17 protein-coding genes are annotated in these 19436 nt (G+C 68.0%); 6 read left to right on the top strand and 11 right to left on the bottom strand.

The window, feature by feature from the left end; translation table 11 throughout:
- Window positions 1-215: 215 nt before the first annotated feature.
- Together ABC347_RS15810 and ABC347_RS15805 are read left to right on the top strand one after the other, a co-directional pair.
- A complete protein-coding gene (locus ABC347_RS15810) occupies window positions 216-2216 on the top strand; it encodes an autotransporter assembly complex protein TamA (RefSeq protein WP_413246667.1) in 2001 nt (666 codons plus the stop codon).
- Window positions 2216-6412 (top strand): translocation/assembly module TamB domain-containing protein, encoded by a 4197-nt coding sequence (locus tag ABC347_RS15805; RefSeq protein ID WP_413246666.1) that lies wholly within the window; start codon window positions 2216-2218, stop codon window positions 6410-6412. The genes ABC347_RS15810 and ABC347_RS15805 overlap by 1 nt, the downstream gene beginning before the upstream one ends.
- Before the next feature lie 143 nt (window positions 6413-6555).
- Here the strand turns inward: ABC347_RS15805 and xth are convergent, their stop codons facing one another.
- From xth to ABC347_RS15775, 6 genes are all read right to left on the bottom strand, one after another.
- Complete coding sequence (gene xth / locus ABC347_RS15800; protein WP_413246665.1) at window positions 6556-7332, bottom strand: exodeoxyribonuclease III; 777 nt, start codon at window positions 7330-7332, stop codon at window positions 6556-6558.
- A gap of 32 nt (window positions 7333-7364) precedes the next feature.
- Window positions 7365-7697 carry an iron-sulfur cluster insertion protein ErpA gene (erpA, locus tag ABC347_RS15795; protein ID WP_413246664.1) on the bottom strand — a complete coding sequence of 111 codons (333 nt, stop codon included), beginning with the start codon at window positions 7695-7697 and terminating at the stop codon, window positions 7365-7367.
- 57 nt (window positions 7698-7754) lie between these two features.
- The gene (locus ABC347_RS15790) at window positions 7755-8717 is read right to left on the bottom strand and encodes a M23 family metallopeptidase (RefSeq protein ID WP_413246663.1); all 963 of its coding nucleotides are present in this window, start codon (window positions 8715-8717) and stop codon (window positions 7755-7757) included.
- A gap of 122 nt (window positions 8718-8839) precedes the next feature.
- Complete coding sequence (locus ABC347_RS15785; protein ID WP_413246662.1) at window positions 8840-9634, bottom strand: ferritin-like domain-containing protein; 795 nt, start codon at window positions 9632-9634, stop codon at window positions 8840-8842.
- Window positions 9627-10097, bottom strand: a complete 471-nt coding sequence (locus ABC347_RS15780) for a peroxiredoxin (RefSeq protein WP_413246661.1) — start codon at window positions 10095-10097, stop codon at window positions 9627-9629. The genes ABC347_RS15785 and ABC347_RS15780 overlap by 8 nt, the downstream gene beginning before the upstream one ends.
- Complete coding sequence (locus ABC347_RS15775; protein WP_413246660.1) at window positions 10094-12871, bottom strand: bifunctional [glutamine synthetase] adenylyltransferase/[glutamine synthetase]-adenylyl-L-tyrosine phosphorylase; 2778 nt, start codon at window positions 12869-12871, stop codon at window positions 10094-10096. Before ABC347_RS15775 ends, ABC347_RS15780 begins: the two co-directional genes overlap by 4 nt.
- Here ABC347_RS15775 and ABC347_RS15770 point away from each other — a divergent pair.
- Window positions 12849-13052: a hypothetical protein gene (locus tag ABC347_RS15770; RefSeq protein WP_413247102.1), complete on the top strand. Its 204-nt coding sequence runs from the start codon at window positions 12849-12851 to the stop codon at window positions 13050-13052. The genes ABC347_RS15775 and ABC347_RS15770 overlap by 23 nt on opposite strands.
- Before the next feature lie 36 nt (window positions 13053-13088).
- Here ABC347_RS15770 and ABC347_RS15765 read toward each other — a convergent pair whose 3' ends face one another.
- From ABC347_RS15765 to ABC347_RS15755, 3 genes are all read right to left on the bottom strand, one after another.
- Window positions 13089-13733 (bottom strand): sigma-70 family RNA polymerase sigma factor, encoded by a 645-nt coding sequence (locus ABC347_RS15765; protein WP_413246659.1) that lies wholly within the window; start codon window positions 13731-13733, stop codon window positions 13089-13091.
- 93 nt (window positions 13734-13826) lie between these two features.
- Complete coding sequence (locus ABC347_RS15760; protein ID WP_413246658.1) at window positions 13827-13970, bottom strand: hypothetical protein; 144 nt, start codon at window positions 13968-13970, stop codon at window positions 13827-13829.
- Window positions 13971-14048: 78 nt separating this feature from the next.
- The gene (locus tag ABC347_RS15755; protein ID WP_413246657.1) at window positions 14049-14843 is read right to left on the bottom strand and encodes a response regulator; all 795 of its coding nucleotides are present in this window, start codon (window positions 14841-14843) and stop codon (window positions 14049-14051) included.
- Between the two features lie 207 nt (window positions 14844-15050).
- Here ABC347_RS15755 and ABC347_RS15750 point away from each other — a divergent pair, with 207 nt between their 5' ends.
- Window positions 15051-15320 carry a hypothetical protein gene (locus tag ABC347_RS15750; RefSeq protein ID WP_413246656.1) on the top strand — a complete coding sequence of 90 codons (270 nt, stop codon included), beginning with the start codon at window positions 15051-15053 and terminating at the stop codon, window positions 15318-15320.
- Between the two features lie 79 nt (window positions 15321-15399).
- Complete coding sequence (locus ABC347_RS15745; RefSeq protein ID WP_413246655.1) at window positions 15400-16962, top strand: sensor histidine kinase; 1563 nt, start codon at window positions 15400-15402, stop codon at window positions 16960-16962.
- Between the two features lie 5 nt (window positions 16963-16967).
- On the opposite strand, the gene ABC347_RS15740 is transcribed toward ABC347_RS15745, so the two are convergent.
- Entirely contained in the window at window positions 16968-17147 is a 180-nt protein-coding gene (locus ABC347_RS15740) for a hypothetical protein (RefSeq protein WP_413246654.1), read from the bottom strand.
- Between the two features lie 335 nt (window positions 17148-17482).
- Between ABC347_RS15740 and ABC347_RS15735 the strand changes: the two genes are divergently transcribed.
- Window positions 17483-17611 (top strand): entericidin A/B family lipoprotein, encoded by a 129-nt coding sequence (locus tag ABC347_RS15735; protein WP_413246653.1) that lies wholly within the window; start codon window positions 17483-17485, stop codon window positions 17609-17611.
- Between the two features lie 71 nt (window positions 17612-17682).
- On the opposite strand, the gene ABC347_RS15730 is transcribed toward ABC347_RS15735, so the two are convergent.
- Window positions 17683-19431 (bottom strand): phospholipase D family protein, encoded by a 1749-nt coding sequence (locus tag ABC347_RS15730; RefSeq protein WP_413246652.1) that lies wholly within the window; start codon window positions 19429-19431, stop codon window positions 17683-17685.
- Between the last annotated feature and the right edge of the window lie 5 nt (window positions 19432-19436).

Below are 19436 nucleotides of genomic sequence, written 5' to 3'. Positions count from 1 at the left end.
CCGATCGCGATGGCGCAGTGCCGCAGGCGAGTCAATCGCGGCATGGCGAACCGCCCGATTTTGCCGATCGCGACACCGTCGCGGATCGCCCGCGGAAAATATCTTGCCGGCCACGAAACCGATGGCCGAACCGGGAGTTACGTTGAAGCCGTGGGGCGTATCTCCGCGGATGAAGGGGGCAAGGTTTGCGGTCGGGGCGTCGGTTTCTCTGCTTGTTGGCGGCAGTCTCCTGGTCGTCACTCGCCATCGCCCAGGATGCCGCTGACGATCCGTTGCTGTCCGATCCGGCGTTCGATACCGCGCTGCCGCCGCTCGAGGCTACCGCCGCGCCTGATGAGCCGGCCGCGAGCGAGGCACCGGCTTCCGACGCGGCACCCGACCCCGCCGCCGATGCCGAACTGGCCCAGCCCCTGCCACCGATCACCAGTGCCGATACCGTTCCGGCCGAAACGGCGGCGGTGGCGGGAGACGAGCAGACCCCATCGATCCGCTACCGCACCGAGACCCGCGGCTTCAAGGACGTGAAGCTTGACGGCCAGTTCCGCGATCTGTCCGCGCTGGTGAAGGATGGCAGCAAGGCCGCCAACGCCGCGCAGGTCTCTGCCCGCGCGGACGAGGATGTGAAGCTGGGCGAACGGCTGCTGCGATCCGAAGGCTATTATGACGGCGTCGTCACCGCCACCGTCGATCCGGTCAAAGACCGGCCTGGCGAACTGGTCGCCACCGTCACCGCGGTGCCCGGCACGCGCTACACGCTCGGATCGATCGAGGTGACCCGCGCCGCGCCCGAGCCGCGTCAGTTGGCAATCGATGCGCTGGCGCTCAAGGTCGGCGCGCCGATCGTGGCCGCCGAAGTCGAGAGCGCGGAAGCCAATGTCGCGCTGCGCCTGCCTGAGCAGGGCTATCCCTTCGTCACCGTCGGTGCGCGCGACGTGCTGCTCGACGAGCGCGATCATCGCGGTGCCTATACGCTGCCGGTCGATTCCGGTCCCAAATCGCGCTTCGGCAAGATCCGCGTGCAGGGCGATCCCGTGTTCGGGGTCGATCATGTCACGCTGCTCACCCGCTTCGATCCGGGCGACCTCTACGACAGCCGCAAAACCGACGACCTGCGCCAGGCGCTGATCGGCACCAGCCTGTTCTCCACGATCGCGATCGAACCCGTGCGCACCGGCACCGTGGCGGCGGACGGTACCGAGGCGGTCGATCTGCTCGTCAGTCAGACCAAGGGGCCGTGGCGCAGCCTGGCGGCCAGCGCGGGCTATGGCACCGGCGAAGGCATCAAGATCACCGGCAGCTGGACGCACCGCAACCTCTTCCCCGATGAAGGCGCGCTGTCGGTCGCGGCGGTGGCGGGCACGCAGGAACAGAGCCTCGGCGTCAATTTCCGCCGGTCGAACGCGGGCCAGCGCGATCGCACCTTCGCGCTCGGCGCCTCGGCCGGCCGCCGGGATTTCGCGGCCTACAATGCGCAGACCATCAGCCTCACCGGCAGTCTCGCCCGCCAGTCGACGCCGATCTGGCAGAAGAAATGGACGTGGAGCATCGGCGGCGAGCTGATCGCCACGCGCGAGACGCCGTTCCGCGATGTCGTCCAGGATCGCGAGCGCAGCACCTATTTCATCGCCGCGCTGCCCGCCCAGCTCGGCTATGACGGATCGGACAGCCTGCTCGATCCGACGCGCGGCTTCCGCATCACGGCGCGCGTCAGCCCGGAAGCGCAGAAACGCAGTTCCGGCGGGTTCGATGGCTATGGCCGGTTGCTGCTCGAAGGTAGCGCCTATTTCCCGGCGATGGAGTCGCTGGTGCTGGCCGGGCGCGCGCGGGTCGGATCGATCCTCGGCGCCAGCCGCGACGATATCGCACCGTCGCGGCGCTATTATGCCGGCGGCGGCGGATCGGTGCGCGGCTTCGGCTTCCAGGAACTGGGGCCGAAGGACATCAACAATGATCCGCTCGGCGGCACCTCGCTCACCGAATTCGCGATCGAGGCTCGGTACCGGTTCGGCAATTTCGGCATCGTGCCGTTCGTCGATGCCGGCCGCGTCGGCACCGGATCCACGCCGTCGCTGTCGGGCATGCGCTACGGCGCGGGCATCGGCGGGCGTTACTATACCAATTTCGGGCCGCTGCGCGTCGATATCGCGACCCCAATCGGGCGTGAGCCCGGCGAATCGAAGGTCGCTCTGTACATCTCGATCGGGCAGGCCTTCTGATGGCCGAGACCGAAGAACGGCCTGCCCGCGCCGGCACCGGCCGCCGCATCGCCAAGTGGATCGCGATCGGGCTCGGCGCGATCGTGCTGCTGGTCGGTGCATTGCTGCTTGGCATCGATACCGGCCCCGGCCATCGCTTCCTCACGCGCCAGATCGCGGCTTATGAAACCGCCTCGGGCATCCGCATCGGCGTCGATCGGATCGAGGGGTCGGTCTATGGCCGGATGGCGCTGGTCGGCTTCACCGTCAGCGATCCGCGCGGCGTCTTCGCGCGCAGCCCGCGGGTGGAAGTGGACTGGAGCCCGTTCGCTTATCTGAACAACAAGATCGACGTTCGTACGCTGCATGCCGATGAAGTGCGGCTGATGCGGCTGCCAGCGCTGAAGCCGGTGCCGTCCGATCCGAACGCACCGCTGCTGCCCGATCTCGACATCGCGCTCGGCCGGTTGACGGTCGACCGGCTGATCGTGGACCCGCCCGTCACCGGCAAGCGCCACCTCGTCCGCCTCGACTGGTCGGCCGATATCGCCGACGGCCGCGCGCGTATCCGCGCCGCCGCCGATGCGCTGCGCGGACCCGGCGTGGCCGGCGGCGATCGGCTGCGAATGACGCTGGATGCGGTCCCGCAGGACAATCGCCTGCAGGTCGATGGCCGGCTGACAGCGCCGGCCGGCGGACTGGTTGACAGCTATGCCGGGCTCGGCAAGCCGCTGGAGCTTTCGGTCGGCGGCAATGGCGATTGGGCGAACTGGGCGGGGCGTGCCCGCGCGCTGCTGGGCGGCCAGCCGCTTGCCGATCTCGCCATCACTGCGCGGGACGGGAATATCCGGGCCCGCGGCGCCACCCAGCCCGGCGCGCTGATGGAAGGGCCGGTGCGCCGGCTCACTTCGCCCGCGCTCGACATCGATCTGGCGGCTGTGCTGGGCGAACGGCGCGCGGACGTGAAGCTCGTCGCACGCTCCTCCGCGCTGGCGGTGAACGCGGCCGGCCTGCTCGATCTCGGCCAGAGCCGGCTCGGCAACCTGCGCGTCGACGCCCAGTTGCTCACCCCCGGCGCGATCGCCGACAATCTGGCGGGCCGCGACGTGCGGCTGGCCGCGGTGATCGACGGCCCGTTCGCCACCCCGACACTCGATTATCGGCTCACCGCCAGCCGCCTCGCCTTCGGCACGATGGGGGTCGATGCGCTGGTCGCCAGCGGCCGCGCCACGATTGATGCCGATCGCATCCTGATCCCCGTCAACGCCACCGCCCGCCGCGTGACCGGGCTGAACGCCGCGGCCGGCGGCCTGCTCACCAATCTCGCGATCAATGGCGATCTCGCTTATTCGAACGGCCGCCTGCTGTCGGATAATCTGAAGCTGCGGTCCGACCGGATCGACGCCACCGCGATCGTCGTCGCCGATATCGCCAAGGGCACCTACACCGGCGCGCTGAAGGGCCGGGTCAACGATTATCAGGTCGATGGCCTCGGCCGCATCAACCTGTTCACCGATGCCGAACTGGTGACCGGCCCGAACGGCGGCTTCGGCATCGCCGGCTTCTTCCGCGCCAATACCGTGCGGCTCGACAATGCCAGCGTGCGCGATCAGCTCGGAGGCAACGCCGTCGTCAGCGGCCGCTTCGGCTTCGACGAGAATGGCATCGCCACGCTGCGCCAGTTCACGCTCACCGCGCCGCTGCTCCGCATCACATCGGGCGAGGGCCGCTACGATACCGCGACCGGGCGGATCGCGTTCCGCGCGGCTGGCCAGTCGCGCACCTATGGCCCGCTGTCAGTCGTCGCCAGCGGCACGCTCGAACGCCCGCTCGTCACGCTGCGCGCCGCCCGACCCAATGTCGGTGTACAGCTGACAGACGTCGTCGCCGAACTGCGCGGCACCGCGGCCGGATACGAGATCAGCGCGCGCGGCGGATCGCCCTACGGCCCGTTCGTCGCCGATCTGCTGGTGCGTACCGGACGCGGCCCGCTGGCAGTGGATATCCGCCGCGCCACCTTTGCCGGCATCGATTTCACCGGATCGGTGGTGCAGACCGCCGCCGGCCCGTTCGTGGGCACGGTGCGGCTGGCCGGATCGGGCCTGAACGGCAGCCTGCGCCTGGCCGCCGCCGGATCCAGCCAGCGGATCGATGCCGATATCGCCGCCAGCGCCGCGCGTATCCCCGGCGATGTGCCGATCCTGATCGGGCGCGGCACGATCCGTGGCACCGCCATCCTCTATCCCGCCGGGCCGTCGGTCGAAGGCCGCTTCGACCTCGCTAATGTCGTCTCGGGCGACAACAGCCTGACGATCGCGCAGGGCCGCGCCAGTTATCGCAACGGATCCGGCTCGGTCGCGCTGGTCGCGCGCGGCCGCGCCGGCGTGCCGTTCGACGTGGCGGCGCAGGCGCGGCTGTCGCCCAACCGCATCCTCGCCAATCTGCGTGGCACTGCCAACGGCATCACCTTCCGCCTCGCCCGCCCCGCCACGATCGTGAAGGCAGGCGCGGATTGGCAGCTGCAACCCGCCACCATCGTGGTGCCGCAGGGTCAGGTCGATCTGGCCGGCAGCTATGGCAACGCCACCCGCCTGACCGCGCGCCTGCGCAACATGGATGTCGCGATCGTGCAGGCGGCGGTGCCCGGCCTCGGCCTCGGCGGCCGCGCGACCGGCACGATCGACTACGCCTCCGCCGGCACCGTGCCCAGCTTGCGCGCACGGATCGACGTGAAGAACTTCACCCGCACCGCCGCCTATGTCGTCTCGCAGCCGGTCGATATCGCCTTCCTTGGCACGCTCGGTGAAAGCGGTGGCGAGGCGCGCGCGCTGATCCGCCGCGGCGGCGCCACTGTCGGCCGGATGCAGGCGCGCCTCGCGCCGCTCGGCGCCGGTGCGTCGCTGTCGGAACGGCTGTTCGCCAGCCCGCTCAGCGGCGGCATCCGTTACAACGGTCCGGCCGAAGTGCTGTGGACGCTGACCGGCATCGCCGGGCAGACGGTGAGCGGGCCAATCGCGGTGGCGGCCGATTTCGGCGGCCGGCTCGACCAGCCGTCGCTGAACGGCGTCGTCCGCGCCAACGCGCTGCGCTATGAGAACGAAGCCTATGGCACGGTCGTCTCGCGGATCGCGCTCGATGGCCGCTTCACCCGCTCCCGCCTGCAGATAAACACGCTCACCGGCCGTGCGGGCGAAGGCAGCGTTTCGGCCAAAGGCTCCGTCGGGCTCGATGCGGCCAGCGGCTTCCCGATCGATCTTGCCGTCACCCTCCAGCGCGCGCAGCTCGCCCGCAGCGATGCACTGGGCGCGACCGTGTCCGGCAATCTGGCGATCACCAACGGCACCGGCGGCGGGCTGATCAAGGGCGAGCTCAGCCTGCCCGAGGTGCGCTACCAGATCATCCGCCAGGGTGCGGCCGAGATCGCCGAGCTGGAAGGCGTGCGCCGGCGGACGGACCGGCCGCTCAGCCCCGCGCAGCAGCAAGCGGCCATCCCCAGCAACTGGGCGCTCGACATCCGCGTGCGCGCCGACAACCGCGTATTCATCTCGGGCATGGGCCTCGAGGCCGAATTCGCGACCGATCTGCGCGTGCGTGGCACCTCCACTGCGCCGGTCGTTACCGGATCGGTCGATGTCGTGCGCGGCACCTATTCCTTCTCGGGCCGCCGGTTCGAGCTGGCCGACAATGGCACTATCCGCTTCGACGGCGGGCAGCTGACCAACCCGATCCTGTCGCTGGCCGCAAATACCACGGTCGAAGGTGTCACTGCTACGATCAACATCGGCGGCCGCGCCCTCGCCCCGCAGATCAGCTTCACCTCCACCCCCGCGCTCCCGCAGGACGAGGTGCTGTCGCGGCTGCTGTTCGGTTCGTCGATCACTTCGCTGTCGCCCACTCAGGCGATCCAGCTGGCGGCCGCGCTCAATTCGCTGCGCGGATCGGGCGGCGGCGGGCTCAATCCGCTCGGCAAGCTGCGCTCGGCCAGCGGCATCGATCGGCTGCGCGTGCTCGGCGCGGACAAGACCGCGGGTCGCGGGACCGCGCTGGCGGCCGGGCAATATATCTCCAACGACATCTATGTAGAGATCATCACCGATGCGCGCGGCTTCACCGCCACCCAGCTCGAAATCTCGCTGTCGAAGGCGCTCAGCCTGCTCAGCCAGACGAGCTCGTTCGGCGGATCGAGCGTGAACTTGCGCTACTCGAAGGATTATTGAGCGGGTTAGCGGGCGAACATGAGATCAACGTCGCCCCGGACATAAGCCGGGGCTCCGCTGCCTTCGCGGCGTTACGAAGCGGGATCCCGGTTCAAGGCCGGGATGACGAAGGTCGGTTCACGATCGACGAGGTGAGCGAGCTGCTACCCCAGCTCCACCCAGGTCGGCGCGTGGTCGCTCGCCTTTTCCTTGCCGCGGGTTGCCTTGTCGACGCCGGCGTCGATCAGCCGGTCGGCCGCGGCCGGACTAAGCATCAGATGATCGATGCGGAAGCCGGCATCACGCTGCCACGCGCCCGCCTGATAATCCCAGAAGGTGTAGAGCGCGCCGGTCGGGTGGCGCGCGCGCAAGGCATCGGTCCAGCCGGCATGGCGCAAGCGCCGGAACGCGGCCTGCGATTCGGGCTGCAGCAGCGCATCGTTCGCCATCGCGCGCACCGAGAAAGTGTCGTCGTGTGTGCTGGTCGGGATGACGTTGTAATCGCCCGCCAGCACCACCGGCTGCTCGCTGGCGAACAGCGTGCCCGCATGGTCGATCAGCCGATCGAACCAGGCCAGCTTGTAATCGAACTTCGGGCCGGGCTGCGGATTGCCGTTGGGCAGATAGATCGATGCTACCAGCACGCCATCGACGGCAGCTTCCAGATAGCGGCTGTGCGAGGGATCGGGATCATCCGGCAGGCCGCGCCGCGTCTCCACCGGCTCCTGCCCCCGCGCCAGGATCGCCACGCCGTTGAAGCCCTTCTGGCCATGCCAGATCGCGCCATAGCCCGCCGCCTCGATATCCTTGATCGGGAAGCCTTCGTCGGCGGTCTTGATTTCCTGCAGGCAAGCGACGTCGGGCTTGGTCTCGTCCAGCCACTCGAGCAGCCGGGGCAGCCGTGCACGGATGCCGTTGATGTTGAACGTCGCGATCCTCATGGCCAGGGTCTAGCTGGCGCGCGGACCCGCGGCTAGATCGAGAAGCTGGTGCCGCAGCCGCAACCCGAAGCGGCATTGGGGTTGGTCACGCGAAACGCGGCACCGCCCAGCGATTCGACATAATCGACCGCGCTGCCGCGCACGAGATCGAGGCTGATCGGATCGACCACCAGCCGCACGCCCGCCTCCTCCGCCACGGCATCGTCGGCGGCCACGTCGGGCGAAAGCTCGAACTTGTACTGGAAGCCGGCGCAGCCGCCGCCATCGACGGCCAGGCGCAGGATCGCAGGCTTGCCGCTCTTCGCGGCGATCGCCGCGACCCGGGTCGCAGCGGCAGGCGTCAGGGCGATCTGGGTGTCCGTCATTCAGCTTAGATAGGGTACCGCACCGCCCCCGGCAATCGGGTCAGCGATGCGCCGGGCTCACTCTTCCGGGCCGCCCAGCGCGATCTGGTTGGCGGCACGCTTCTGCAGCGAGGCCAGATAGTCCGACGACTGGAGATAGGGCACCGGGTTCACCGCGCGGCCGTCGATGCGGACTTCGTAGTGGAGATGGCTGCCGGTCGAACGGCCGGTCGATCCCATCAGAGCGATCAGCTGGCCGCGCTTGACCCGGCTGTTGGCGCTGACAAGGAGCTTGGACAGATGGCCATAGCGGGTGGCGATGCCCTTGCCATGGTTGATCTCGACCAGATTGCCGTAGCCGTTGGCCCAGCCGGAGCGGCCGACGACACCATCGGCGGTGGCATAGATCGGCGTGCCGATCGGACCCGCCAGATCGATGCCGGCATGCATCGCGGCCGAACCACGGAACGGATCGGAGCGCACCCCATAGCCGGAGGTGAAGCTCACATCCTGCACCGGCCGCTGAGACGGGACCGAGATCACGCCCTGTTCAAGCTGGTCAAGCTTCTTCCACTGCAGGAACAGCGCCTGAAACTGGGGATCAGCCTTGCCGGTGTTGGCGGTGACCGGCTCGAACGGGCCGCCCATGCCGCCCTGGCGCGGCGCGTGGAAACGATCGGGCTTCAGCCCCAGCTTGGCGAGCAGCGAACGGGTTTCGCTGATCCGGCTCTTGGCATCGGCCAGTGCGATATCGGCGACCTGGCGCTTCAGCGCCTCGCGCTCTGCCGCCATCGCCGCGACCTGAGCCTCCATCACTGCCACGTCGTGGGTGGCGGCTTCCGGCGCGCGCAGCTGGATCGCGGCATAGGCGCTCCAACCGATCAGCACGACGATCGCCACCAACAGGGCCATCTGGATGCGGGGGCCGAACTTGATCCGGCGCAGCGTACCACCATCGTGGACGAAGATATCGCGCGGCCGGAAAAGCGAGCGGAACCGGCTGGGCAGACCCGCGTTCGTCGACAGCAGAACAGAATGCATCAAGTAACCCCGGCGACCTTGAGCCGCGCGGCCTTTGCGGCCTTCGCAGCGGTTTATCGTGGTGTCGCCAAAAGGATTTGCCCCTCCCGCAGACGACGGGGCTCTTCATTCGTCAGCTTCGCTCAATCGGCAAGCGCATGGTAAAGATCACGGGGTAGACCGGCTGACTGCCGCGCCGAGTCGTTGAACGGTGGCTTAATCGCGCCCCGGAAATGACGCCGTACCATCATCTTCCAATGTGATCCTGGGTCGAATCGCTGCGCTGCACAAAGATGCTCGAACCAGCGTACGCCCGCCGCCACATGCCCGATCTCATCCGACGCGATCCGCGTCAGGATGCGTGCGGAACGGGTATCGCCCACGCTTTCGAACCGGGCGATCATCACCGGTGTCACATCCAGCCCGCGCGCTTCCAGCACCATCGGTACCACCGCGAGCCGAGCGATCGGATCATGTGCAGTCTCGGCCGCGGCTTCCCACAGCCCGTCGTGCGCCGGCAATGCACCATAATAGGAACCGAGCGATTCGAGCCGGCGCGACAGCAGCGCGAAATGCATCGCTTCTTCCGCGCCCACCTTGAACCAGTCGTCCAGAAAGGCGCGCGGGAAGCGATCGCCGAACCGCCCGATCAAATCGAACGCCAGGTCGATCGCGGCGAATTCGATATGCGCCAGCGCGTGGAGCAGCGCGATCCGGGTGCGATCGCTGCCGCCGCGGCCCCGCTTCGGCATCCGCGACGGGGGCAGCAGTTCCGGCCGGGCCGGACGCGCCGGCCGATCGGGCATTGCCACGTCGCAGGTCTGGACCAGCCGGCCCAGCCGCCATGCGCGCGCTGCCGTGCGTGCGGCCATGATCTTGTCGCGCGGGGCGGCGGCGTTCAGCACGCGCAGCGCCGCCCCGGCACTCGTCTCAGCCATCGCCGAGCGCCCGGGCCGCTGCGAGCACCGCTTCCGCATGGCCGGGCACCTTCACTTTGCGCCATGCCTGGGCAATCGTGCCGTCGGCAGCGACCAGGAAGGTCGTCCGCTCCATCCCCATATAGGTGCGGCCATACATCGATTTCTCACCCCAGACCCCGAGCGCATCCGACAGCGCGCCGGGATCCGTGGCCAGCGGTACCTTCAGATCATATTTGTCGATGAACTTGGCCTTCTTCTTCGCGGGATCGCGCGAGATGCCGATCACCGACACGCCTGCCATGTCGAACGCCGCCTTCAGCGAAGAAAAATCCTGCGCCTCGCGCGTGCATCCGGGCGTATCGTCCTTCGGATAGAAGTAGACGACCAGCGGTCGGCGCAGTTCGGACAGGCCGATGCTGCCGCCGTCGGGCGTCTCCAGCACCGCATCGGGCATCGTCTCGCCTGGCTGTCCCATCGTCATCGTCCCTCTTCTTCGCATCCTGCGATCCGCGCCCATTCGCCGGCAACGACGCTGCGGGCCGCGCCATAAGCTGCCGTCAACGCCGCCCAGTCCGGCTGCCGGCACGCCCGCGCCACCAGCTCACGCGATGCTTCCGGCGGCGCGTCGGACGACGGGCTCACCAGTCGCAACGTCACGAGCAAACGCGTCATCAGCGCGTGCGCGTCGATCATCGCTTCGTCCAGCAGCCCGGCATCCGCCAGCATCCGCATCGCCCGCCGCAACCGCGGGTCGAAACCGACGCGGTGACGCAGTTGCAGGCTATGGACCGCGAATTCGCAATCGACCAGTCCGCCGGCGATCAGCTTCACATCGAACGGCCCGGCCGCCGGCTTGTGCTGCGCGATCTCGCGTCGCATCCGGCAGGCATCGGCCACCAGCGCGACCGGATCGCGTTCCGCGCCCAGCGTGGCGGCGATCACATCCGCGACATCGGCCCGCGCCGCCGCCGATCCGAACACGGGCCGCGCGCGAGTCAACGCCATATGCTCCCAGGTCCAGGCGTTTTCGCGCTGATACTGGGCGAAACTCGCGACCGAGACTGCCAGCAGCCCCTGCGCACCCGATGGCCGCAGCCGCGTATCGACTTCGTAGAGGGGCCCGGCCGCGGTCGGCACGCTCAGCGCCGCGGTCACGCGCTGCGCCAGGCGATTGAAATAGAGCGTCGCGCCAAGCGGCCGACGGCCATCGGATTCGGTCAGATGGTCGCCCGTAAAGAGATAGATCAGATCGAGGTCCGACGCATGGGTCAAAGCGGCCCCGCCCAGCCGGCCCAGCGCCAGGATCGCCAACTCGCCGCCCGGCACGCGACCATGGGCAGCCTCGAACTCGGCGATGGTCGCCTGCGCCAGCGTTTCGATCGCAGCCTCGGCAACGCGCGCATAACCTGCCGCCACATCCAGTGGATCGGTGCTGCCTGCCACCAATTGGGTGCCCAGCGCGAAGCGGCGCTCGCCCACTTTCTGCCGCACCCGATCGAGCAGCGCCTGATAGTCGTCGCCCACCTCGCGCGCGCCGAAATCCGCGATCAGCGTGGCCGTATCCGGCGGCGGTGCCAGCGCCGTGGCATCGATCAATCCGTCGAGCAGCGCCGGCGCGCGTCCCAACTGCTGCGCGAGCGCCGGCGCATGCGCCAGGATATCCGCCAGCAGCCGCGCCAGCCCGGGCCGCGCTTCGAGCAGCCGGAACAGATTGATCGCGGTCGGCAGCCCCGCCACCATCGCATCGAATCGCAGCAGCGCGGTCTGCGGCTCCTGCGCGCGGCCCAGCGCCGCGATCAAGCCCGGCAGCACCGCTTCCAGTGCATCGCGCGCGGCCGGGGTGCGGATCGCGCGATGCTTGCCGCTGCGCCATTCCTCGATCCGCGCGCGCGCCGCCGGCGGATCGGGGAAGCCGGCAGCAGCCAGCGTATCATCCAGCAGGGCCGCGTCGGCCGAAAGCCCGCCCTGGCCCTCGCCGTCCAGCGCGTCATAGATCGCGCCGACCTGCTCGACGTATGGCGCCAGCAGGTTCAACAGCGCGGCGCCATCGACCAGCCCGTGCAGCTGCGCCACGTTCTCCAGTGCGGTCGGATCGCGCGGCAGGCTGTGGGTCTGCTGGTCGGCCACCATCTGCAAGCGATGCTCGATCGTGCGCAGCAGCCGATAGGCCTCGGCAAGCCCGTCCGCCTCCGCGGGGTCGATCCGCCCCGCCGCCGCCAGCGCCGCCAGCGCATCCAGCGTCGCCGGCGCGCGCAGCGCGGCTTCGCGCCCGCCATGAATCAGCTGGTGGATCTGCGCAAAGAATTCGATCTCACGAATGCCGCCGCGGCCGCGCTTCAGATCATAGCCCGGGCCGAAACGCTGCCCCTGCGCATGATGATCGCGAATCCGGCGCGAGATACCCCGGATCTCCCCGACCGCTCCGAAGTCGAGCGACCGGCGCCATACGAACGGCCGCATCGCGCCAAGGAACAGGTCGCCAAGCGTGCGATCACCCGCCGCGGTGCGCGCCCGGATGAAGGCGGCACGCTCCCAAGGCAGCGCCATCAATTCGTAATAGCCAAGCGCGGCTTCGTACGGCAGCGCCAGCGGTGTGGCCTCGGGAGACGGCCGGAGCCGCAGATCGACGCGGAACACATAGCCGTCCCCGTCGCGTGCCTGCATCAGTTCGACCAGCCGTCGCGCGATCCGCACGGCCGCCTCGACCGGCTCCTCGCGGGCCCGCCGCGGCAGCGTGTCGGGATCAAAGATCAGGATCGGATCGACATCGGATGAATAGTTGAGCTCGCGGCTGCCATGCTTGCCCAGCGCGAGGATGGTGAAGCCGCGGACCGGCTCGCCCGGCGTGCGCTCGCCGATCGCCGCAGCCAGTGCGCGGTCGAGCGCGCGGTCTGCGAAATCGGACAGCTTGGCGACTACTGTTTCCAGCGGCACCGTGCCGGACAGGTCGGCCAGCGCCGTCAGCAGCGCGATCCCCTGCTTCTCGCGGCGCAGCGCATGGGCAACGCTCGCGGCGCTGCCGTCGTCGGACTCGCGCGCCGCCCGCAACGCCGCTTCCAGCCCCGCATCGTCCAGCACCGCGATCAGGTCCGATCGGCGTTGTGCCAAGCCGCGCAGGAACGGCGAATGGCGGTCAATGCGATCCAGCGCGCCGGAATAGGCGGTGGTCGTCATGCCACAGTCACAAAGAGTTGCGGAACGGACTTGATCTGAAGCAACCCACCCCGCGGTCGTGCGTTCGGCGGATATGGACATTCGGACTCATCATAACCAGCAGGCGCGCCCCACGGCCAGCCAGCCGAAGACGGTGACCGTGGTACCGCCCGTGCGTGAGGGCGTGGGCTTTGCGCTGAAACAGGCATTTGTGCCTCGCACGGCGGATATGCCTGCCGCGATCGGCGAACTGCTGAACGATCTGGATCGCAAGACGTACTGATCCGTCCTTCCCGCGCCGCGGACGCTGCAATCTACGCTATCGCTGCTTCGCCAGTTCGTCGACCTCACCCATGATCTGCTGCAGCGCGGTCTTGCCCGCCACGGTCTCGTGATCGCGGCGCGATGGCAGTTTGCCTTCGCTCATCAACTGTTCCAGCGCGACGCGGCCGCGCGCCACCCGGCTCTTGATGGTGCCGACCGCGCAGCCGCAGATCTCGGCAGCCTCCTCATAGGCGAACCCGCCCGCGCCGACCAGAATCAGCGCTTCGCGCTGCGGCTGCGGCAGATGCATCAGCGCGCGCTGCATGTCACCAAGCTCGACATGGCGATCCTGGCTCGCAGGCGCCGCGAGGATCTTTGCGGCGGTCAGTTCGTCCCATTCGCCCTTGAAACGCGCGCGCCGCATCTGGCTGAGGAACAGGTTGCGCAGGATGATGAAAGTCCAGGCGCGCATGTTTGTACCGGCCTGGAAACGCTTGCGCGCGGCCCAGGCCTTCAGCAGCGTTTCCTGCACAAGATCATCGGCGAGATCGCGATTGCCGGACAGCGAGCGGCCGAAAGCGCGCAGATGCGGAATGACGCGCGCCAGTTCGCTCTTGAAATCCTCGTCGTTGAGCGGGACGTGCTCCGCGGGCGGCACGTCGTGCGCGTCGTCGTCCCCGCGGGTTGCTTCATCGGTCATGTGGTTCGGAATCTCCCGCCGGGGACCATGCCCGCAACGCTACAATAGGGTGCCGGCTCGCAAAATGCGATGCCCGTCGCGGTTAGACTGGCGTCAGCGGTAGAACAGCAACAGCGCCAGGAACAGCACGACGATCAGCACGAGCGAGATCGACAGGATATAACGGGTCATGTGCGGAGTGGAACCGGCGCGGGCTTCCTCCGTGCTGACGTGAACTTCTTCGTTCTGCTTGTCCATGCGACCGCCGCCCCTTTGAATATTCGTTACGGGGCAACGCCGCGATGGAAGGGTGGTTCCATCGCGGCGGCCGTCGCCTCAGGCCGGGATGGTCGTGGAATCAAAGAACAATGCCTGGCTGATCGCGGCCTTCACAGTCGATCGCTGGAACGGTTTGGTGATCAGGAAGGTGGGCTCGGGTCGCTCGCCCGTCAGCAGCCGTTCGGGGAAAGCGGTAATGAAGATCACCGGCACCGAGAATTCGGCCAGGATGTCTTTTACCGCATCGATGCCCGAACTGTCGTCGGCCAGCTGGATATCGGCCAGAACCAGGCCGGGGCGATCGGCCAGCGCTTGCGCCACCGCCTCGTCGCGCGTCACGGCCACGCCGGTCACCGAATGGCCTAGGTCACGCACGATCGTCTCGAGATCCATGGCAATGATCGGCTCGTCTTCGATGATCAGCACGCTGGCGCGGGTCTGTCGCTCGATCTCGGCCAGCGCGTCGGTGACCAACGCTTCCACCTCATCGGCGCCCACGTCGATCAGATAGCCGGCATCTTCGGGCGTGAAACCTTCCATAGCGGTCAGTAGCAGCGCCTGGCGGGACAGTGGCGTGATCTGGGCGAGCCGCGCGCGCGCGATCCCCTCGGCATCGTCGTCCCGCTCGACATCGGCATTCACGCCGTCATCAGCGGAGGCCCAGATGCGCTGGAAGGTGCGATACAAGCCCAGGCGCGCATCGACATCGCGGGGAAAATCGCCCGGCGCGGCCACGATCGCCTCGAGCGCAGCACGCACATAGGCGTCGCCATGGGCCTGGCTGCCCGTCAGGGCCCGCGCATAGCGGCGCAGGAAGGGAAGGTGGGGGGCGAGTTCCTGGCCGAGCGACATGTTGGTCCTTCACGTTCGAGAGTAGCGCCGCACGGGATGTTCGCGAGGTGCCATCGTGCCCCTCATGCCCCCCGCGCGGCCCGGAAAACAAGCATTCTGATACCGCGTCGAAGCTGGAACAATCGTCCCAGTTTTTTGTTTCCATGCCCGCGAGGGCAATTTATCCCGAGGTCGCGCTTGGGGGGTAAATTGTCCGAAGCAAAGGGATTGCCGGATCATGTCGGCCGCAAGGAGCGGATCGGCAGGGGCGGTGTTTTCGGTCGCGACCGTGTGACGTTTGAGCAAGGGGACGGGCACTTGGCTGCCGACGACAGGGAAAAGAAAATGCCGTCCGGCCCGCGTGCCCAAGGCACATCGCGATCAGGCAAGGCCAAGGGCGACGCCAATGTCGGCAGCGCGCTGCGCAGCGTCTGGCAGGAAACGGTTCGCGAGGACATTCCGGCGGACATGCTCGATCTGCTCGGCAAACTGAACTGATCCTTCACCCGCCCCCGCGCCGGATCGGGCGCGTTCTTCGGGAAATGACGATGGCGCCCAGCAGCAGATCGGACCGGCGATGATCCGATCCGGCCTGAATCGCTTGCCGACCGGCCTGAAGATGCTGCTCATCCTGACGGCGGCGCTGCTGCCGCTCGGTCTCATCGCGCTGTTCGCTTCGATCGAATCGGTGGAGACCAATTCCCGCATCCGGGAAGGCGAGGCGCATGCCGTCGCCGCGCAGGGCGCATCGCAGCTCAGCATGGCGATCGCGCGGCAGTCGTTGCTGTTGCAGCAGATCATGGCGCGGTCGAGTGCGCCGCTCGATGCGGCGCAGTGCACCGGGGCTCTCACCGCGCTATCCACTGCGCAACGCTTCGCAGTGGACTATGCATTGTTCGATCGATCCGGCGCGCTTGTTTGCGCGACCGATGGGCTGTCGGACGCGGTGGCCACCCCGCCCGTCCAGCGATTCACCACAGACGTGCAGCTGTTGCCTGCCGAAAGCCGGCTGCGCTTCGAGGCCAGCGGCGGCGCGGACGGCATGTTCGCGATCGGCGAGTTTCCGCTGAAGACACTGGCCGATATCAGTCGCCCGCTTGCACTGACCGCGCGCCACAGCCTGGCGCTGGTCAGCCCGGATGGAAGGATCGGCCTGGGCCGCGAGGAAGCGCCGCGACTGCTGCGCCGCCATCTCGTGGTCACAGCGCCGGTCACTGACAGTGATGTCGCGCTGCAATTGACCGTCGCGGCGACGCCGATCACTGCGGTCGAACTGCTGATCGCGATCCTGCCGCTCACGATGTGGCTTGCCGCCGCGTTGATCGGCTGGTTCGTGGTCGATCGCCTGATCATCCGGCCGCTGCTGCGCATGAACTATGCGATCGCGCGCTACGAACCGGGTGGGGACGAACTGCGCCTGCCGCTCAGCCGTACGCCGGCGCATGAACTGCGCGCGCTCGGCCAGTCCTTCATCGCGATGACCGAGCGCGTGGCTGGGCACGAGCGCGAGCTGGAAGCAGGCCTCGCCCGCCAGACTAAACTCACCCGCGAAGTGCATCACCGCGTGAAGAATAATCTTCAGGTCGTCTCCAGCTTGATCAACCTGCACGCGCGCGGGGTCGACAAGCCCGATGTCGCCGCGGCCTATGCTTCGATCCAACGCCGCGTCGATGCGCTCGCGGTCGTCCACCGCAACCATTTTGCCGAGCTCGAGGAAAATCGTGGCGTAGGTCTGCGCGCACTGGTGGGCGAACTTGCCGCCAACCTACGCGCGACCGCACCGCAGGAGGCGAGCCAGCTGGTGATCACGCTCGACATCGCCTCGGCTTCCGTCACGCAGGACGTTGCGGTGCCGGTCGCGTTCCTGATCACCGAGATCGTGGAGCTCGCGATGAGTTGTGATCCGGGTGGGCGGATCGCGATCGCGATGATGCCGACCGATACCGAATCTCGGATGGCGCTGATCATCTCGGCACCCGGATTGGCAAGCGAAGCCTGTCGAGCCCACGCCTCGCTGGATCGGTTCGACCGCGTCGTCGAAGGCCTGTCGCGCCAGCTCCGCGCCAAGCTCGCACGGGATGCCGATGCGGGCCGGTTCGAGATCGTGATCCCGGTCGTGCCCGCATCCGACGCCGGCTGATAAGCCTAGTCGCCGATCGCCTCGCTGCCGCTGTCGCTCGGCGGCCGGCCGCGGGCCTCCTCGTTGCCGCGTTCCAGGCGGCGCGTGTCATCCGGATCTGGCCTGGTTGACGGCCGACCGGCGCGGGCATCGGCGTCGGCACCATCGATATCGCTCGATGGGGGCGTGGCGGGTGGCTTGCTCAAGCGCGCTCTCCTTTACGTTGCCGCGAGTCAACGCGCGACTGTGAAACCGGCACCGAAAAAAGTTGACAAGCCCCTGGAACCCGCTGCCGCCTTGCCCGTTCTACACTTCGGATAGCGACCTTTTGCCCCCCCGCTCTCGCTATCCGCCCCAAAGGGCCCGGACGCGCTGATCCTCCCCCCGGCAGCGCTCCGGGCCCATATTTTTTTGTGGCGCGATAGCCACGCTCTTAATCATCTCTGAAATCGTCGGACCGCACGCGGAACAATGACTGCGGCTGGGCATTCCCACCTCGGCCCCGCGACGGCAAGGCGCGGGCGATAAAAGGAGCAATCACATGGTGCGTAAGGTTTTTGCACTCGCGCTGGTCGCGGGCAGCCTGATGATCTCGGCCTGCAACACGGTCGAAGGCGCGGGCAAGGATATCTCCTCGGCGGGTGACGCCGTGAAGGACGCGGCAGACTAAACACTGCCGACACCATGTCGAAAGAGCGTCGCCGGTTCGCCGGCGGCGCTTTTTTCTTGCCCACCTGTCACTCAGACGAGATCGTCAGGCACGAACCAGTAAGGCCGCGCGAACCGCCGCGCGCGCACCAGTTGATAGGGGATCACGAACCCCTGTCGCTGTTCGGGCGGCAACTGGCGATTGGCATCGGCCACCGCGCGCCACGCGGCCAGGCCGGCGTCGTCCGGTTGCGGCGCGCCAAGCAATTGCTGCCAGAGCGATCTCCGGAATGCCGTCAGCACGTCGCCGCTCTCGCGCCAGATCAGGCCGAGCTCGGTATCCCAGTCGAAGCTGCGCCCGTTGATGTTGGCGGATGACAGGAGGCAGGTCGCGTCGTCGGCCAGCAGCATCTTGGCGTGGATATGGATCAGCCCGGCCCCGAACGCACTGCCGCGCTGGGCATCGAATTCCGCTTCGCTGCCGCGTACCCGCTCCGGCTTCGCAAGCGAGAACAGGCCGACGCGATCACCGCCGACGCGTTGGATGCGGCCCAACGCGCGGGTCTGCAGCCATTCGCCATGGCGGTGTGCGGGATTATCGGCCTGCCCCTCGAACGCGACTTCCTCGGGCGCGTTCGCCACCAGGATGATCACCTCCAGGTCCGGATTGGTGCGCAGCGCGCGCACCACCCAGCTGGCCGCCTGCCGCGACCGGAAGAATTGCGCCTCGATATAAAGCAGCCGCCGCGCCGATCGGATCAGCAGGCGATGCGCCGCGCGCAGTTCTCGGATATGCGCCACCGGGCCGAACGCAAACGCGCGGCTGGACCGTCGCGACAAGGTGCGCGCGATCTGCACCGTCGCCGTGCCAGCGGGTATCGCGGCCGGCAGTTCGGGCGTGCCCAGCTCGGTCAATGGATCCAGCACCAATTGTCGTTCCACGCGGCTGGTCCATTCGGCCACCTGCTGGCGGAAGCGCGGAAGTTCGCGGTTCCACAGCCGCGCGAAGTGCCGTGCGGCATCGCCCGCGGCCGGCCCCTCGACCCGAGCCGAGATGTCGTGCCAGGTCCGGTCGGCGCGTTGTCGGTGCCAGCGGTCGTCCCAGCGGCGCTCGTCCAGATCCAGCCCGCCGATCATCGCGATCTGGCCGTCGAACACCGCGAATTTCTGGTGATAGGTGGCCGGCCACAGCCGCGGCGGTGGTCCACGCCGCCAGCCGCGTGGCCGTTCCCCTTCCCAGGCCGTGTGCGGCCAGAGGCCGGGCCGGCTGTCTAGGCCGCCATCCTCGGCCTCCTCGCCAGTCGCCAGCCGTGCCACCATCCGCCGAAGCTTCATGCCCAGCGGCAGCCGCAGCATCTGGCGCCATGCCCAGCCGACCTCACCCTCATGCTGGATCACGATCAGCTGCAGGCGATCGCGGCTCGGCTCGTCCAGCGTATCGGCCAGCGCGCGCAACCGGTGAAAGCTCGCCCAGGATCCGGCATGAAGATGATCGGCCATCACCGGTTCGAAGTCGGTCAGCAGCACGCGCACCTCGACCCCGCGGCGCACCGCATCGCTAATCAGCGCCGTCCAGTCCGCCAGCCCCTCCGCCTTCGCCTCGGCCGACCGCGCTTTTGTGTCGGGGTCGAACACGCGGAACGCCAGCCAAACGGAGCGCGTCGCCGCCAGCGTCATCCGCTCCAGCTCGGGATACATTTCCGCCGCCTCGATCATCGGCGTCACGCGGCAGCCGTCGCGCGGCGGAAACGGGAAGGCCCATTCGGGCGCGTCCGCCAGCTTGCCGACACGCGCGGCGTTGGTCCGCGTCAGCACGATCGGATCGTCATGGCCCCCTGTCATGATCG

The organism is Sphingomonas canaveralia, from assembly GCF_047238125.1.
In the GTDB taxonomy this organism is placed as follows: domain Bacteria; phylum Pseudomonadota; class Alphaproteobacteria; order Sphingomonadales; family Sphingomonadaceae; genus JBDFMH01.
The sequence above is the reverse complement of the archived record's forward strand: the minus strand, read 5'-3'. Positions and strand labels throughout refer to the sequence as shown.